Source organism: Actinoplanes sp. NPDC049668 (genome assembly GCF_044465445.1).
In the GTDB taxonomy this organism is placed as follows: Bacteria; Actinomycetota; Actinomycetes; order Mycobacteriales; family Micromonosporaceae; genus Actinoplanes.
The window spans coordinates 711,763-727,252 of record NZ_JBITLR010000005.1 but is presented as its reverse complement, the minus strand read 5'-3'; the positions used below and the strand labels follow the sequence as shown (position 1 = coordinate 727,252).

Below are 15,490 nucleotides of genomic sequence, written 5' to 3'. Positions count from 1 at the left end.
GCGCGTCGCTGCTCGGTAGCGGCGGCTGCGGTGGCTGTGGCGGATGCCGCGGATGCCGCGGCTGTGGTGGTGGCTGTGGCGGATGCCGCGGATGCCGTGGTTGCCGTGGATGCCGTGGTTGCCGTGGATGCCGCGGTTGCGGCGGCTGTGGTAACTGCGGTGGCTGCGGTAGCTGCGGCAGCTGCAAGTAGGGCTGATCAGGGCCGGGGGCGTGCCGTATGGCGCGCCCCCGGTCCGCCGTACGTACCCTGAGGAAAGGAAACGATGTCCGCGGAATCCACGACGGCAGAGGTGCCCGCCTGGCTCGACGGGCCCGTGGAACTGGCGCCGGAGGTCACCCTCGTCGACGGCGCCAACGGCCATTCCATGCTGTTCAACGCCGAGACCGGCATCTATGTGCGGCTGAGCCGTACCGGCGCCCGCGTGGTGCCGCTGCTGGACGGCTCCCGGACCGGTGCGGCGCTGCTGGAGGCCGCGCGCCGCTCGCGCGGCCCGGACGGCGTGCGTGACCGCGCGCCGGCCCTGCTGACCTTCCTCAGCGACCTGCGGGCGGCGGGTGTCCTGATGGAGCCGCCCGAGCCGCTGCGCGGCAGCCAGCTGCTGGTGGCCCGGGCCATCGCCATGACACCGAAGGTACGGGTCCCGGCGCGCCAGCTGAACCGGATGCTGAAGCCGCCGGCCATGGTGCTCGCCCGCTTCCCCCGCACCGCCACCGCCACCGGGGTGCTGCTCGCCGTCGCCGCCCTGACCTCCGTCGTCCTCGCGATGACGCTGCCGGCGCCGTTCACCTTCGAGGGCCCGCCGTGGGTGCTGATCGTCGTGGTGCTGCTGGTGCAGGCGACCGTGCACGAGATGGGCCACGCCACGGTGTGCCTGGCCCTAGGCGTGCCGGTGCGCGAGGCCGGCATCAAGCTGCTCTTCCTGCTCATTCCGATGACCTATGTGGACCGCACGGACGCGTACCGGCTCAAGTCCCGTTTCTCACGCATCGCCGTCGCGCTGGTCGGGCCGCTGATCGACGTGACCGCCATGGGGCTGACGGCCCTGCTGATCATTCTCGACCCGGTGCAGTTCGCCGACCTGCGCTGGCTGCTCGGCTTTCAGCTGTTCCTGATCGTCACCAACCTCAATCCGCTGCTGCCGGTCAGCGACGGGCACCACGCGATGGAGGCGGCCCTCGGCGAGCTGAACCTGCGCGGTCGCGCCTTCACCTACCTGGGACACATCCTGTTCCGGCTGCCGCTGCCGGGTGTGCACCAGACGATGTCGGTGACCCGGCGCGGCATGTACCTGGCCTTCGGCGCGATCAGCGGCGGCTACCTGCTCTTCGTCTGCACGATGATCGCCATCAACTACTGGAAGCTGTACGTCATGGCCACCAACTGATCGGGCCCGTCCGTCAGCGCGTCGTACAGGTCGATCACCATCAGCCCGGCCCGGGTGCCGACCGCGAGGCCCCGGCCGTCGACCCGGGCCAGGTCGGTGACCGGCGCGCCGACGTCGATGCGCCGGACCTGCTCGCCGTCGCGCCGCCACAGCCGCAGCGCGCCACCGCCGTCGCCGGTGACCAGGTAGGTGTCGCCGCCGACCCGGACCAGCTCGGTGGCGGCCGCGATGCCGATGTGCGGCCGGTACACCACGACGCCGTCCGGCTCGTGCGGGTCCCAGAGCCGCACCTCGCCGTAGGAGTTCGAGGCGATCAGCACCAGGCGCTCGTCGTCGGCGCGGACCGCCAGCCGCACCACCTCGGAGCCGAAGCTGTTGTGGCTCCTGGCCGTGGTCATCGGCAGCGGCCTGCCGATCGGCTCGCCCGTGGTGACGTCCCACGCCGAGACCTGCGGAGTCTCCAGGAAGCCGTTCGACTCGTACGCGACGACGAGCCGGCCGCCGTGGCCACCCAGTGCGATCGGGCCCGGCTGCCCGTCCCCGGCGACGGGGCCGACCGGCCGGCCGTCCCGAAGGTCGAAGACCTCGACGCCGAGCCCGTGGTCCGCGACGCGGTCGTCGTGGCCCAGGTGGCCGATGGCGACGACGGGACGGCCGGCGGGCGAGCCGACCGCGTACCGGATCGGGATCAGATCGCCGCGCCAGTCGGCGCGCCGCAGCCAACGCCAGCGCGGTTCCAGCACGGGCGGTCGGGCGACGGCGACGCCGGCCTCGTCGACGACCACGACCGCCGGCGACCCGCCGTCGGGTACCGGGCAGATCTCGCCGGGCCGGGGAAGGCCCATGGCGGGTCGCCGCCCGCCGTCGGCGAGCGCGTAGCACTCCAGCGTCGCGGTGCCGTCGCCGAGCAGCCGCGTGGCCACGAGGGCGTCGCGTGCCCGGGCCACCCGGTGCACCCGGCCCGTACCGGCGGAGTCCCCGGCCGGATCGCCGCCGGCGTCGGCGTCCCAGACCCGTAGCTTGCCGTCCATCCCGCCGGTGACCACGACCGTCCGCTCGCCGACCCGCGCGATCGCCATGGCGGCGACGGATCCGCCGTCGTTGAGCAGCGTCCGCCGCCGTACCGCGCCGGCCGCCACTTCGAAGAGCGTGAATCCGCTGGACTCCGTCGCGACCGCGACGGTGAAACCGTCCGGTGTGTCCCCGGCCGCGACGATCGGCCAGCCGTACCTCTTCTCGAAGGCGGTGGCCCACACGAGTTCGCCGTCGCGCAGCCGCCACGCCTTCAGGTCGGTCGCCAGGTCCCAGTCGGTGAACGCGGCCACGATCACCGGCTCGCCGTCGAGGTGCACGAGCGCCGCGAACTCCACGTCGTCGCCGCCCTTGTACGGCCGGCAGGCCCGGGTCTCGAGGAGCCGCCCGTCCCGCAGGTCGACGACGTCGAGGACGAACCTGTCGCCGGCGATCCGGATGTGCACCACGACCGGGCACCCGTCGAGACTCCCGATCACCTGCCGGGTCGAGTCCGGCCGGAATTCGCTCGCCGGTAGCTCGATCTCGCTCAGGTCGCCCCCGAGGTGTCCGATCGAGACGGCTTCCCAGCTCCCGCGCGTGACCACCAGGACCCCGCCGGCCTCGCTGACGGCCGCGACCGGTTTGCCGGGCATGACGTGTACCCCCAGGCGGCGTCCCGAGTCGAGGCTCCAGACGCTCGCCTCCATCGTGCGGTTCGACCAGGGCCCGCCGACGATGGCGACGAGCTCGCCGTCGAGCTCCGCGACGGGGAAATGGAACAGGCTGGCGCCCGTCGGCACCGGCGCACCCGCCTCGCCGCTGGCCAGGTCCCAGCACCGCAGGTCGCCGGCCTCGTCGCCGCAGACCGCCGTCGGCCGGCCGTCGCGCTCGACCACGACCACGTTGCGGATCGCGCCCGCGTGCGCGCCCACGACGGAGCCGGCGGCCCGGTTCCAGGACGACCACCGCACCGACCAGGGCCGGCCCGGCGCGTCGAGCCGGCGCAGCGCGCTCGCCATCTCGACGGCGCCGACCTGGTCGGCCGTCATCTCGAGGTACGCCAGCCGCTCCGGCGCGGGCAGCCCGCGCAGCCGGCCGAGGTCGGCGCGGACCAGTGCGTTGATCGCCTCGTCGCCCGAGTCGTACCGCGCGGTCGCCACCGCGAGGACCTCGGGTTCGACAGCGACCAGGAACGTCGGCTGGCTGATCAGCTCCGTCAGCCGACCCACCCGGCTCGCGTTGATCGCCAGCGCGCGGGTCGCGTACGCGGGGGTGCCGGGCGCCAGCCAGTCGCCGTCGTGCTGCCGGCGGTACCAGTCCACGATCGCGTCGTCGGCCTCGTCGCGGTAGACCGGGTAGGTGGCCTCGCCGGCCAGGAACGCCGTGAACGACCGGTGGTAGATGTACCACCGGCCGTCGGCGGTGGCCAGCAGGTACGCCCGCAACCGCAGCAGCGCGTCGTCCACCCTGGAACCCGCGAGCCCGGTGATCCCGGCGAGCTCCGCGGCGGTGAAGCCCTCCTCCTGCGCCGCCGAGAGGACGCCGAGCACCGGCCGGTACCGCTCCTCCCACGCCTCGTCGGCCCGGGTCAGCTCGCGGGTCAGGAACTCCCGGTACTGCGCGTCCAGCCCCTGCGGAAGGTCGGCGGTCTCGACGTCGGCGAGGTCGGCGAGCGCGTAGTGGACGTAGAGGAAGTTCGCCCCGCCGGAGGTGGCCAGCCGCGCCGCGGCCCGCCCGGCGCGGGCGCCGCCGTGCAGCCGCTCGAGCTCGCGCCGGGCGTACGCGGTCACGTCCGCCAGGTCGGTGGAGGGGTCGAAGGCGATGTCGGGGTGCCCGAGGCGGCGCTCCACCCGGCCGTCCGGGCGCGAGGTCAGCACGAAGCGCACCTGCTCGGGCAGCTCGCAGTCCGGCCCGGAGATCGCGTCGACGAAGCCGAGCAGGGCGTCGCCCAGGGGAGCCGAGACGGCCTCGTCCAGGCCGTCGAAGATCAGCACGACGGCCGCCGGCAGGGTGCCGGCCGCCCGCATGGCGGCCAAGGGCTTGCGGACCAGCCGGTCGAACCCGTCGACCGCGGCGGCGAGGCCGTCGCCGAGGTGGACGTGGACGCTGACGCCCGAGACGCTCGCGTACGCGCCGACCGAACCGCTCACCTGGGCCGTCCCCGAGACCTCCGGCAGCGTGGACTCCTGTCGCACCGCGTCCCGCAGCGCCGCGCCGAAGCCGTCGACGTGCCGGGCCAGGTGATCGACCATCCGCTCGACGACCCGGCCGACGGTGAGCGTGCTGTCCCGGCGCGCCTGGAAGAAGTGCCACGCGCCGAGCACCGGGTACCCCGAGTCGCCGTACCAGCGGGTCACCAGCCGGCCGCAGAACAGGGACTTCCCGGTGCCCGGCAGGCCCATGACCACGAGCCGGCGGCCGCCCGAGGACAGCCACGTGTCGACCGCGCGGAAGATCTGGTCGCGGCCCACGAACGACGGCAGGCCCCGGACGACCTCCTCCGGCAGGTCCGGCTCACCCTCGCGCATCAGGACCGGTCTCCCGGCCCAGCCGGACACCCGCCACGTCACCGCCGGCGCCGACGTCGCCCACGTTGACCACGCCGTCGATCCCACCGGGCGGCACCGCCTCGGCGATCACGCCGCTGACCCGCCCGTCGACGGTCCCGCCGTCCACGAAGCCGCGCACCGGCGCGGCCCGCTCCCCGGCCTCCTCGGCGCCGCCGCGCCGGTCGAGGAGATGGCCGGCGAGCGCGACGGTCAGCAACGCGGCGCCGACGCCGGACCAGAGCAGCACCGTGAGCAGGCTCGGATGCTCCACCGCCGACAGTTCCGCCGCCGCGGCGAGCGCCGCGGCCAGCCCGCCGGCGAGCGACAGCCGGCGCGCCCGCCGGCGCCGTCGCTCTCGGACGATCGCACTCACCGACCCGGTAGCACGCCCCACGCAGACCTCCATCGGTCGATCTGGCGCTCCGAGCGTACCCGCGAAATTGTTACGTTCGTGCTTATGACTCGTCTGGGGGAGATCGCCTACCGCTTGCCCGACTCGCCGGAATCCGGGCAGTTCCTGCGCAATATGCGGCGGCTGCTCGCCGACGTGCCGTACGCCTGCGGCGGGCCCGCGGACAGTGTGGTCCTGACTCCGCCGGCGCCGGTCGCCGCCCGCCCGGTGACGACGTTCCGGTCGGCCGAGGTGCCGGCGCCGGAGGTGGCCCTCGACATCGGACGCGTCATCGCGCCGCGGGGCGGCGGCCCGGTGCCCCACCGCGACGGCGTGGAGCTGACCGACCTGATCCAGCGCCTCGCCGGGCACGTCCGGCGCGTCGACCACACGGGCGTGAATCTGCCCGCCCGATCCGTTTCCACGCAGGAGTGGGACGCCCTGGTGCACGACGTCGCGTCGGCCACCGCGATGTACGGCTATCCCACCGGTGAGCAATGGCCGTTCGTGCTTCCGTCGACCACCGGCGAACTCGCGACAGACATCCGAGACTTCGTCGTGGGCCGGGAGCCCCGGTTCGAGCTGGTGCACGACTCCTGGGCCTCGCATCCGACGTGGCAGTTCGCCCTGTGGACGACGCTCACCCGGACCGAGCTCGAGAAGCTGTTCCCGGCGCCGTACGGAATCGCCCTCCCCGGTCTCGAGGACGTCTTCCGCTCCGTCTACCTCCGGCCCGTCTGGCCGGACCTGGAGCTGCGGTTCGATCTCTGTTTCGCCATTGCGGACGGCCCGTCGGACTGGGAGACCGGCGAGTGGCTCGTCACGGCCGGCGGCCGGATCCGCTGAGCCGGTGCCGGGTGAAGTAGGTGATCGCCCAGAGGACCACGCCGACCAGCAGCAGCACCCCGGCCACCCGGTAGTCGGCGGCGGCCCGGCCCGACAGCGGGCTGGCCAGGTACGCGCAGGTGATCGCGCCGATCACCGGGATGGCGGTCGGCGCCCGGAAGTGCCGGTGCTCCACCCGGTCGCGGCGCAGCACCAGCACCGCGACGTTGACGATGGTGAAGACGCAGAGCAGCAGCAGCGCGGTCGTGCCGCCGAGCGCCGTCAGGTCGGCGAACCAGATCAGCCCGAACGCGACCAGCGTGGTGAAGACGATGCCGACCCACGGCGTACGCCGGACGGGGTGCACCCGGCCGAGCACCCGCGGCAGCACCCGCTCGTTGGCCATGCCGTAGAGCAGCCGGCTGGCCATCAGCATGTTGATCAGGGCGGAGTTCGCGACCGCGAACATGGTGATGAACGCGAAGACGGTCAGCGGGAACGCGGGCGCGCCGGCCTCGACCACCTTCAGCAGCGGCGCGTCGCCCTCGCTCAGGTCTTCGGGGGAGACCAGCGCGATCGCCGAGATCGCGACCAGCACGTAGATCAGCCCGGTGACGCAGAGCCCGGTGAGCATGACCTTGGGGAAGATCCGGACCGGGTCCTTGGTCTCCTCGGCCATGTTGACCGAGTCCTCGAAGCCGACCATCGCGAAGAACGCCAGCGCGGTGGCGGCGGTGACCGAGAAGAACGCGGTCTCCCCGGGCGGCGAGTTGAACTCGACGAGCCGCGAGACGTCGCCCTCGCCGCCGCCGAGCGCCCACGCGCCGATGCAGATGACGATCAGCAGGCCGGTCAGCTCGATGCAGGTGAGCAGGACGTTGAGCTTGACGCTCTCGCCGACGCCGCGGAAGTTGACCAGGGCGATCAGGGTCATGAAGCCGATCGCGACGGCGGTCAGCCCGGCGCCCTCGCCGAGCGACAGGTCGAAGGCCTCGGCGAAGTTGCCGGCGAACGCCTTGGAGGCGCTGGACGCCGAGGTCAGGCCCGAGCACATCACCGCGAAGGTGACCATGAAGGTCAGGAAGTGGACCCCGAACGCCTTGTGCGTGTACAGGGCCGCGCCGGCCGCCTGCGGATACTTGGTGACCAGCTCCAGGTAGCTGAACGCGGTGAGCAGCGCGACCACGAACGCGAGCAGGAACGGCAGCCACACCGCGCCGCCGACCTCGGCGGCCACCTTGCCGGTGAGGGCGTACACCCCGGTGCCGAGGATGTCGCCGACCACGAAGAGCAGCAGCAGCCAGGGCCCGATGACCCGCTTGAGGGCGGGCTGGTCGCGATCGAGCGTGCCGGCCGGTGTTTCCGCGTCCGCCATAGCGCGTTCCTCCACGTTGACGTGCCCAGAGCCTCACGGTATGCGATCGTCGGTGTGCGCGCCGCTCGTGCGGACCGTCCCGGCGCGCCGAGCACCGGAGGATGACATGTTCATCGTGCTGGCCACCAAGCCCGGCGTCGACCAGCCGTGGATCACCGACGCGGTGGCCCGGCTGGCCCGGCAGACGGACGCGTCGGTGGCGGTGGTCGCCGTCGACCACGTCGAACTGGAGCGTTTCTCGGCGGCGCCGCGCACCGTCTTCGTGCAGGGCGCCCGCGAGGCGGCCGAGGCGGCGGCGGGGCGGCTGAGCGCCGCGGGCATCACGGCGGAGGCGGCGGTGCGCTCCGGCCGCACGCTGGAGGGCATCATGGCGTTCGCCGACGAGCGGCAGGCCGACCTGATCGTGGTCGGCGCGAGCACCCGCCCGGCGGTCGCCGAGCGGCTGCTGGGCAGCGTGCCCCTCGAACTGATCAAGAGGTCGACCCGCCCGGTCATGGTCGTCACACGCCCCTGACCGCGTAAGCCCTTGCCTATTTCCCACTTTGACTATAGGAAATAGGGACGGCGCTGCGCGGACACCTGGGGCTGGCTTGAAATTCCTGCTGATCACTCTCATCACCCACCTGGACCCGTCGAAGAGCACCCGGCAGCGGTTCCGCGAGGTCGTCGACGACGCGGTGCTCGCCGAGGAGCTGGGCTTCGACGGGTACGGCGTCGGCGAGCGCCACGAGCGGCCGTTCATCTCCTCGTCGCCGCCGGTGGTGCTGAGCCACATCGCCGCGAAGACCTCGCGGATCCGGCTCTTCACCGCGGTCACCACGCTGAGCCTGCTCGACCCGGTCCGCGCCTACGAGGACTACGCGACGCTGGACAACCTCGCCGACGGCCGGCTCGAACTGATCATCGGCAAGGGCAACGGCACCGCGCAGGCCGAGCTGTTCAACGTCACCGCCGAGGACCAGTGGGACCGCAACCGCGAGTCCTACGAGCTGTTCCGCGAGCTGTGGCGCTCGCCGCGGGTGACCTGGCAGGGGCGCTTCCGCCCGCCGCTGCGCGACGCCGAGGCCCTGCCGCGCCCGGTGCAGCGGCCGATCCGGGTCTGGCACGGCAGCGCCACCAGCCGCGCCTCGGTCGAGCTGGCCGCACTGCACGGCGACCCGCTCTTCTCGGCCAACGTCACCAACCCGATCGAGCCGTACGCCGAACTGATCCGCCACTACCGCGAACGCTGGGCGTACCACGGCCACGACCCGGCCCGGGCCCTGGTCGGCGCGGGATCGGCCGGCTACTACGCGGCGCGCAGCTCGCAGGAGGCGATCGAGACGTACCGGCCGGTCTTCGACGCCCGCCTCGAGGTGTTCGCCCGGCTCGGGATCACCCCGGTCTTCCCCACCCTGGAGGACGCCATCGAGCGCGGCTCCATCCTGGTCGGCAGCCCGCAGCAGATCGTCGACAAGGTGCACCGCTACCACGCCGAGTTCGGCCACGAGGTCATGCACCTGCACGCCGACGCCGACGGGCTCACCGAGAAGCAGCACCGCGCCACCCTCGAGCTGTTCCAGAGCGACATCGCACCCGTACTGCGCCGGAGCCTGCCCAGCCGGCCGCTCGGAGGAGAGTAGCCATGCCCGTACCGCTGTCGATCCTCGACCTCGCGCCGGTGCTGTCCGGCGGCACCGCCGGCGACGCCCTGCGCCGCACGCTCGACCTGGCCCGGCGCGCCGAGCAGTTCGGGTACGCCCGCTACTGGGTGGCCGAGCACCACTTCACCCCCGGCGTCGCCAGTTCGCAGCCGGCCCTGCTGCTCGGTCAGATCGCGGCCGTGACCGGGCACATCCGGCTCGGCTCCGGCGCGGTGCAGACCGGCCACCAGAGCGCGCTGTCCATCGTGGAGCAGTTCGGCCTGCTCGACGCGCTGTATCCGGGCCGCTTCGATCTCGGGCTGGGCCGCTCCGGGCAGCGCCGCAAGGAGGCGCTGACCGAGCTGGACGCCCCGGCACCGCCGCCGGCGCAGGAGCGCGTGGTCGACGGCCTGCTCATCCCGAAGCCGTTCTCGTTCGCGCCGCTGCTGGCGTCCAAGCGCGCGGCGCTGTTCCAGCGGCTCCTGCAGCTGCCCGGCGCCGAGCCGCCGGACTTCCCGGAGGTGCTCGACGCCATCGACGCGCTGCTGGCCGGGCCGGTCACCGACGAGGACGGCAACGAGGCCCGCGCCGTGCCCGGCGAGGGCGCCGACCTCGAGGTGTGGATCCTGGGCAGCAGCGGCGGGCAGAGCGCCCGGGAGGCGGGCGCGCGCGGGCTGCCGTTCGCGGCGAACTACCACGTGGCGCCGGCGAAGGTGCTCGAGGCCGTCGACGCGTACCGCTCGGCGTTCCGGCCCTCGGCGCGGTTCGCCGAGCCGTACGTGATGGTCTCGGCCGACGTGGTGGTCGCGCCCGACGACGAGACGGCGCGCCGCCTCGCCTCCCCGTACGGGCTCTGGGTGCGCAGCGTGCGCACCGGCGCGGGCGCGATCCCGTACCCGTCGCCGGAGCAGGCCGCCGCGCACGCCTGGACCGAGCAGGACCGGGCGCTGGTGGCCGACCGGGTGGCGACGCAGTTCGTCGGCGCGCCGCAGGCCGTGGCCGAAGGGCTGCGCACCCTGCAACGGGCGACGGGGGCCGACGAACTGCTCGTCACGACGGTCACCTACGACCACGCCGACCGGGTGCACTCGTACGAGCTGCTGGCCAAGCACTGGCTGAGCTGAGCGGGTCAGCGGTCGCCCGGCAGCGGGACGCCGAGGCGGTCCAGCAGCCGGCGCCGTAGCGCGCCGAAGCCCGGATCGTCCGGTGCCCGGGGGTGCTCGAGCGGGACCGGCAGCTCGTCGGCGATCTGCCCGCCGTCGAGGACCAGCGCCCGGTCGGCCAGCAGCAGCGCCTCGTCGACGTCGTGGGTCACCAGCAGCGCCGCGAAGCCGTGGCGCCCGCGGAGGCGGCCGAAGAGGTCCTGCATCCGCAGCCGGGTCAGGGCGTCGAGCGCGCCGAAGGGTTCGTCCAGCAGCAGCACCCGCGGCTCGCGGACCAGGGCGCGGGCGAACGCCACCCGCTGGGACTGGCCGCCGGACAGCTCGGCGGGCCAGGCGCGGGCGCGGTCGGCCAGGCCGACCTCGGCCAGGGCCGCGGCCGTCCGGGCGCGCACGGCGCCGCCGGTGACGCCCAGGCCGACGTTGTCGGCGACGCGCTTCCAGGGCAGCAGCCGGTGCTCCTGGAACACGACCGCGTGCTCGCGGGGTACCGACACGTCGCCGGTCGCGTCCGGGTCCAGGCCGGCCAGGATGCGCAGCAGGGTGCTCTTGCCGGACCCGCTGCCGCCCAGCAGCGCCACCACCTCGCCCGGCGCGATGGCCAGATCAACACCGTCGAGCACGACCGCGGCACCGAACGCGCGGCGCACCCCCCGCGCCCGCACCACCGTGCTCACGCTGGGCCCACCTTTCGCATGCGCTCCTGGCCCTCGCTTCGCTCGGTGCAGTCGCTCATGCTGCCCGCAGCCCGCGCCGCCATGCCAGGGTCCTCCGCTCCGCGGTCCGTAGCAGCAGGTCCGAGAGCAGACCCAGGCCCGCGTACACGAAAAGGCCCAGGACCACGACGTCGGTCTGGCTGAATTCGCGGGCCTCCATCATCAGGAAGCCGATGCCGTTCTGGGTGTTGGTCTGCTCGCCGACGACCAGGCTCAGCCAGGCGGCGCCGATCGCCAGGCGCAGCCCCAGGAACAGCGACGGCAGCGCGCCGGGCAGGATGACGTGCCGCAGCCGGGCCCAGGTGCCCAGGCCGCAGGTCCGGGCCGCCTCGACCAGGCGCTCGTCGATGTCGCGGATGCCGGCGTACGTGTTGAAGTAGAGCGGGAAGAACACGCCGAGCGCGACCAGGGTGATCTTCATCGACTCGCCGATGCCGACCCAGATGATCAGCAGCGGCACCAGGGCGAGGTGCGGCAGCATCCGGGCCATCTGCACCGGCGGGTCGATGGCGTCGTCGCCGAGGCGCAGCAGGCCGGCGGCCGCGCCGAGCGCCAGCGCGAGCACCCCGCCGATGAGCAGGCCGATCGCGGCCCGGGTCAGCGAGTCCAGCAGGTGCGCGCCCAGCGTGCCGTCCGCGGCGAGCCGCCAGCCGGTCCGCAGGACGGTGCTCGGCGCGGGCAGCTTCTCCGGCGGCAGCGCCCCGGCGCGCGACAGCGCCTCCCAGACCACCAGGATCGCGACCGGGCTGACGATCCGCTGCCAGCGCAGCCTGCGGCGCCGGGCCGCGACGGGGGCGGCGGCCTCGACCGCCGCCGGTGTCGCGACAGTGGTCATTGCAGCTCCGTGTTGAACTGGTCGTCGATGCGCGCCTTCATGTCCACGGCGCCGGGGATCAGCTCCAGCTTCGTGAAGCCGTCGGCGATCGCCTGCAGTTCGGCGCCGATCTCCGGGGTCAGCGGCGCGAGCGGCTGGGCGCTGCGCGCCAGCGCCCGCGCCGTCACCGCCTCGTCGATCTTCAGCTCCGGCGCCAGGACCTTCGTGCGCTCCTCCGGGTTGGCGATCCCCCACTCCGTGGTCTTCTGGTACGCGGAGAGGAACGTCTTGATCTGCGCGGACTTGCCCTCGACGGCCTCGGGGGAGACCAGGATGTACTCCCGGTTGTTGGCCAGGCCGGTCGCGTCGGCGAGCACCTGGACGCCGGGCTGCTCGGCCAGCGCGAAGTAGGGATCCCAGATGATCCACGCGTCCACCTGGTCGTTGTCGAACGCGGGCCGCCCCTCGGCGGGCTTGAGGTACTTGACGTTGATGTCGGCGAGGGTCATCCGGTTCGCCTCGAGGAGCTTGACCAGCAGCCAGTTCACGTTGGAGCCCTTGTTCAGGGCCACCGTCCTGCCGCGCAGGTCGGCGAACGACCGGTAGCCCTTGGCCTTCTTGACCAGCACGGCCTCGCCCTTCGGCACCGGCGCGCTGGTGCCGACGATCTTGAACGGGATCTTGCCGGCGGCGGCGAAGATCGGTGGCGCCTCGCCGGTCTGTCCCAGATCGATGGCGCCGGCCTTGAGCGCCTCGGTCAGCGCGGGCCCGCTCTCGAACAGCGACCAGGTGACGCCGGGTGCGGCGGCCTTCGCCTTGACCAGGCTCAGGCCGCCGAAGCGCTGATAACCGACGCGGAGCGCGCCGCTGTCGGCGGCCGCGTCGTCGTCGCCGCCGCACCCGGCCGACACGATGGACAGGGTCAGGGCTACCAGGGCTGCGATCGTGCGCCGAGCATGCATGCGCGTGACTCTATCTAACCCATAGGATATATGGGTAGCCTGTCCCACGGACGGCGACGGCCGCGGTCAGCCCCAGGTCATGTCGATCTCGCGCTCGAACACGGCGTAGCCCACCCGGGCGAACGAGGCCGCCATCGGCGCGTTGCCGACGTCGGTCGCCGCCCGGATCCGGGGTACGCCCTCCGCCGCCAGCAGCCGCGTGCCCTCGGCCAGCACGTCGTCGATGTAGCCGTTGCCGCGGTGCGCCGGCACCACCGCCAGGTACGCGATGATCGCGTTGTAGCCGTTGTGCGCCGGGATGACGAAGCCGGCCGGCTCGCCGTCCGGCAGGACGGCCACCCGCCACCAGTCGCGCGGGCTCGGGTAGCGCTCCAGCTCCTCGCGGTACTGCCGCTCGGCGGCCTCGCGGGCGGTGCTCCCGCGCAGGTCTTCGCGGCTGTGCGCGTCCAGGGTGCCGTCGAGCGCGAGCGTCATCAGGCCGATCAGCTCGGCGGCGCCGTGGGGCGGCCGGAACGCCAGGCGCCCGGTCGGCGCGGGTACCGGCGTGCCGGGCAGCCAGTGCAGGCGCAGCCGCTCCACGAACAGCCGGGCGCCGGCGCGTTCGAGGGCGGCCATCCGGTCCTCGACCGATCGCCGGGTGGGATCGTCGGCGCGCCAGTCGGGCGGGACGAAGCGGCCGTACCCGGGTGGGGTGTCGCCCGGCGGGACGAGGGCCGCGAGCGCCGCCGTCAGCAGGCGGACGCCGTCCTCGATGCCGTCGGCGACGTCGAAGACGTCCATCAGCAGCGGATGCTCGTCGCCGGGGCGCGACCACCAGCCGGCCCGGGCCACGACGCGGTCGCCGCGCAGGGCGACCCAGAGCCAGTGGGTGCGGCGGCGGCCCGCCTCGAGGTCGCCGCGGATCTCGGCGTTCAGGACGTACGGCAGGCGGTTGAACAGGTCGATCTCCTCCGGCCCGGTGATCGGGCGCAGAGTCAGGTCGTGCTGGGTCAAGGCGTTCTCCGTTCGGAGGCGCCCGTCACCGGTGGACGGGCGCGGTGTGTGCGGCGTACATGTCCGGGCCCTCCTTTCGACGTCGGTTCGGCCGCAGTTCTATCCGCCCCCGCTGTTGCACGCAACCGAATTGCGCAGGCGTCGCGTAGGGTCGGCGGCATGGATCTGGTCGCCAAGGCCGCCGAGCTGATCGCCGTGCCGTCCACTGCGGACCGACCCGAGGAGCTGGCCCGGGCGCTCGATCTGGTGCTCGGCGTGGTCGGCCCGGATTTCACGGTGGAGCGCTTCTCCTCGCGCGGCAAGCCCAGCGCGCTGGTCCGGCCGCCCGGCCCGCGCCCGGTGTTCCGGGTCCTGCTCAACGCCCACCTGGACGTCGTGCCCGCCGACGCCTACGAGGCCCGCCGCGACGGCGACCGGCTGTACGGCCGCGGCGCGCAGGACATGAAGGTCGCGGCGCTGGTCATGGCCGACGTCTTCCGGGAGCTGGCCGGCACGCTGCCGTACCCGCTGGGCCTGCAACTGGTCACCGACGAGGAGGTCGGCGGCTACGACGGCACCGCACACCAGCTCGAGGCCGGGGTGAGCGCGGACTTCGTGGTCATCGGCGAGCAGAGCGGCCTGCGCGTGGTCACCGACTCCAAGGGGCTGTGCCAGGTGCGGCTGCGCGCCACCGGCGCCGCCGCGCACGCCGCGTACCCCTGGCTCGGCGACAACGCGCTGCTGACGCTGATCGGCGCGGTGCAGGCGCTGCTGCGGCGCTATCCGGTGCCGGCCGAGGAGCGGTGGACCACGACGGTCAACCTCGCCCGGATCGAGACCACCAACCTCGCCGTCAACCAGGTGCCGGCCGCCGCGACGGCCTGGCTCGACATCCGCTTCCCGCCCGAGGACACCGACTTCAGCGGGCGCACCCAGCACGAGATCGTGGCCTACCTGCGCTCGCTCACCGGGGTCGTCGCCGAGGTCGACAGCCTCGGCGAGTCGCACCACGCCGACCCGGAGAGCGAGGAGGTCGCCCGGCTGCGCGAGGCGGCCCGGAGCGTGGGCTTCTCCGGCGACCTGCTGCGCAAGCACGGCGCGGCGGACGCGCGGTTCTACCACGCCCGCGGCATCGACGCCGTCATCTTCGGCCCCGGCGGCGCCGGCCAGCACGGCCCGGACGAGTACGCCGACCTGACGACCGTCGCGCCGTACCGGGACGCGCTGGTCTCGTTCCTCAAGTCGCTCACGCCGCGGTCAGCCGCCGGGTGAGCTCGGCTGCCCTGGCCCGCTGCACGGACCGGGCCTGCCCGACGACGAAGGAGCGCAGCAGCGCCGGGAACGTGACGTTGACGGTCTCGGTGACGGCGGTGACCTCGCCGTCCGGCACCAGGTCGACGGCGGCGGTCAGGCGCACCCGGCCGGGGCTCACCACGTCGCTGAAGATCCGGCGGCCGGGCTCGGGGAAGGTCATGGTGACCTTGATGTGGTTGTCGTATCTGAACGGGCCGAAGGTGAACCGCTCCACCGAGACGTAGGAGACCGCCGCGCCGTCGCGCCGGACGTCGCGCACGGCGACGATCAGCGGCGACAGGCCGATGTAGCTCTCCGGCTCCGCAAGGTGGGCGAAGATCTTCTCGGCGGGCGCGGGAACGCGGAACGAGTTGCTGAACTCTTCGGTCGGCACGGCGCCATCGTCGCACG

The 15,490-nt window shown here is 73.4% G+C and carries 14 protein-coding genes; 6 read left to right on the top strand and 8 right to left on the bottom strand.

Annotation, left to right across the window (positions count from 1 at the left end; all coding sequences use genetic code 11):
* The first annotated feature begins 264 nt into the window (after positions 1-264).
* Complete coding sequence (locus ACIBSW_RS24505) at positions 265-1,386, top strand: site-2 protease family protein (protein ID WP_354724875.1); 1,122 nt, start codon at positions 265-267, stop codon at positions 1,384-1,386.
* Here the strand turns inward: ACIBSW_RS24505 and ACIBSW_RS24500 are convergent.
* Positions 1,353-4,928, bottom strand: coding sequence for a hypothetical protein (locus ACIBSW_RS24500; protein WP_354724873.1), 3,576 nt, complete (start codon positions 4,926-4,928; stop codon positions 1,353-1,355). The two genes, ACIBSW_RS24505 and ACIBSW_RS24500, sit on opposite strands and share 34 nt — an antisense overlap.
* Complete coding sequence (locus ACIBSW_RS24495; protein ID WP_354724871.1) at positions 4,915-5,343, bottom strand: hypothetical protein; 429 nt, start codon at positions 5,341-5,343, stop codon at positions 4,915-4,917. Before ACIBSW_RS24495 ends, ACIBSW_RS24500 begins: the two co-directional genes overlap by 14 nt.
* Positions 5,344-5,406: 63 nt before the next feature.
* Here ACIBSW_RS24495 and ACIBSW_RS24490 point away from each other — a divergent pair, with 63 nt between their 5' ends.
* On the top strand, positions 5,407-6,186 hold the full coding sequence (locus tag ACIBSW_RS24490; protein WP_354724869.1) for a hypothetical protein: 780 nt from the start codon (positions 5,407-5,409) through the stop codon (positions 6,184-6,186).
* Here the strand turns inward: ACIBSW_RS24490 and ACIBSW_RS24485 are convergent.
* The gene (locus tag ACIBSW_RS24485; RefSeq protein WP_354724867.1) at positions 6,161-7,540 is read right to left on the bottom strand and encodes an APC family permease; all 1,380 of its coding nucleotides are present in this window, start codon (positions 7,538-7,540) and stop codon (positions 6,161-6,163) included. The genes ACIBSW_RS24490 and ACIBSW_RS24485 overlap by 26 nt on opposite strands.
* Positions 7,541-7,646: 106 nt before the next feature.
* On the opposite strand from ACIBSW_RS24485, the gene ACIBSW_RS24480 reads away from it, so the two are divergent.
* From ACIBSW_RS24480 to ACIBSW_RS24470, 3 genes are all read left to right on the top strand, one after another.
* On the top strand, positions 7,647-8,054 hold the full coding sequence (locus tag ACIBSW_RS24480; protein ID WP_354724865.1) for a universal stress protein: 408 nt from the start codon (positions 7,647-7,649) through the stop codon (positions 8,052-8,054).
* A 76-nt stretch (positions 8,055-8,130) separates the two neighbouring features.
* Positions 8,131-9,162, top strand: a complete 1,032-nt coding sequence (locus ACIBSW_RS24475) for an LLM class flavin-dependent oxidoreductase (protein WP_354724863.1) — start codon at positions 8,131-8,133, stop codon at positions 9,160-9,162.
* A gap of 2 nt (positions 9,163-9,164) precedes the next feature.
* Entirely contained in the window at positions 9,165-10,286 is a 1,122-nt protein-coding gene (locus ACIBSW_RS24470) for an LLM class flavin-dependent oxidoreductase (protein WP_354724861.1), read from the top strand.
* A gap of 5 nt (positions 10,287-10,291) precedes the next feature.
* On the opposite strand, the gene ACIBSW_RS24465 is transcribed toward ACIBSW_RS24470, so the two are convergent.
* The 4 genes from ACIBSW_RS24465 to ACIBSW_RS24450 form a co-directional block, all read right to left on the bottom strand.
* The gene (locus tag ACIBSW_RS24465) at positions 10,292-10,999 is read right to left on the bottom strand and encodes an ABC transporter ATP-binding protein (RefSeq protein WP_354724859.1); all 708 of its coding nucleotides are present in this window, start codon (positions 10,997-10,999) and stop codon (positions 10,292-10,294) included.
* 55 nt (positions 11,000-11,054) lie between these two features.
* Positions 11,055-11,873, bottom strand: coding sequence for an ABC transporter permease (locus ACIBSW_RS24460; protein ID WP_354724857.1), 819 nt, complete (start codon positions 11,871-11,873; stop codon positions 11,055-11,057).
* A complete protein-coding gene (locus ACIBSW_RS24455; protein ID WP_404799447.1) occupies positions 11,870-12,814 on the bottom strand; it encodes an aliphatic sulfonate ABC transporter substrate-binding protein in 945 nt (314 codons plus the stop codon). Before ACIBSW_RS24455 ends, ACIBSW_RS24460 begins: the two co-directional genes overlap by 4 nt.
* Before the next feature lie 66 nt (positions 12,815-12,880).
* Positions 12,881-13,807 (bottom strand): GNAT family N-acetyltransferase, encoded by a 927-nt coding sequence (locus tag ACIBSW_RS24450; RefSeq protein ID WP_354730523.1) that lies wholly within the window; start codon positions 13,805-13,807, stop codon positions 12,881-12,883.
* Between the two features lie 159 nt (positions 13,808-13,966).
* Here ACIBSW_RS24450 and ACIBSW_RS24445 point away from each other — a divergent pair, with 159 nt between their 5' ends.
* The gene (locus tag ACIBSW_RS24445) at positions 13,967-15,058 is read left to right on the top strand and encodes a M20/M25/M40 family metallo-hydrolase (RefSeq protein ID WP_354730525.1); all 1,092 of its coding nucleotides are present in this window, start codon (positions 13,967-13,969) and stop codon (positions 15,056-15,058) included.
* On the opposite strand, the gene ACIBSW_RS24440 is transcribed toward ACIBSW_RS24445, so the two are convergent.
* Complete coding sequence (locus tag ACIBSW_RS24440; RefSeq protein WP_354730527.1) at positions 15,033-15,473, bottom strand: SRPBCC family protein; 441 nt, start codon at positions 15,471-15,473, stop codon at positions 15,033-15,035. The genes ACIBSW_RS24445 and ACIBSW_RS24440 overlap by 26 nt on opposite strands.
* Positions 15,474-15,490: the final 17 nt, after the last annotated feature.

Coding starts and splice junctions, on each gene's coding strand:
- ACIBSW_RS24455 (WP_404799447.1), bottom strand. CDS start 12,814: ATGCATGCTCGGCGCACGATCGCAGCCCTGGTAGCCCTGACCCTGTCC.
- ACIBSW_RS24490 (WP_354724869.1), top strand. CDS start 5,407: ATGACTCGTCTGGGGGAGATCGCCTACCGCTTGCCCGACTCGCCGGAA.
- ACIBSW_RS24485 (WP_354724867.1), bottom strand. CDS start 7,540: ATGGCGGACGCGGAAACACCGGCCGGCACGCTCGATCGCGACCAGCCC.
- ACIBSW_RS24460 (WP_354724857.1), bottom strand. CDS start 11,873: ATGACCACTGTCGCGACACCGGCGGCGGTCGAGGCCGCCGCCCCCGTC.
- ACIBSW_RS24445 (WP_354730525.1), top strand. CDS start 13,967: ATGGATCTGGTCGCCAAGGCCGCCGAGCTGATCGCCGTGCCGTCCACT.
- ACIBSW_RS24470 (WP_354724861.1), top strand. CDS start 9,165: ATGCCCGTACCGCTGTCGATCCTCGACCTCGCGCCGGTGCTGTCCGGC.
- ACIBSW_RS24505 (WP_354724875.1), top strand. CDS start 265: ATGTCCGCGGAATCCACGACGGCAGAGGTGCCCGCCTGGCTCGACGGG.
- ACIBSW_RS24500 (WP_354724873.1), bottom strand. CDS start 4,928: ATGCGCGAGGGTGAGCCGGACCTGCCGGAGGAGGTCGTCCGGGGCCTG.
- ACIBSW_RS24480 (WP_354724865.1), top strand. CDS start 7,647: ATGTTCATCGTGCTGGCCACCAAGCCCGGCGTCGACCAGCCGTGGATC.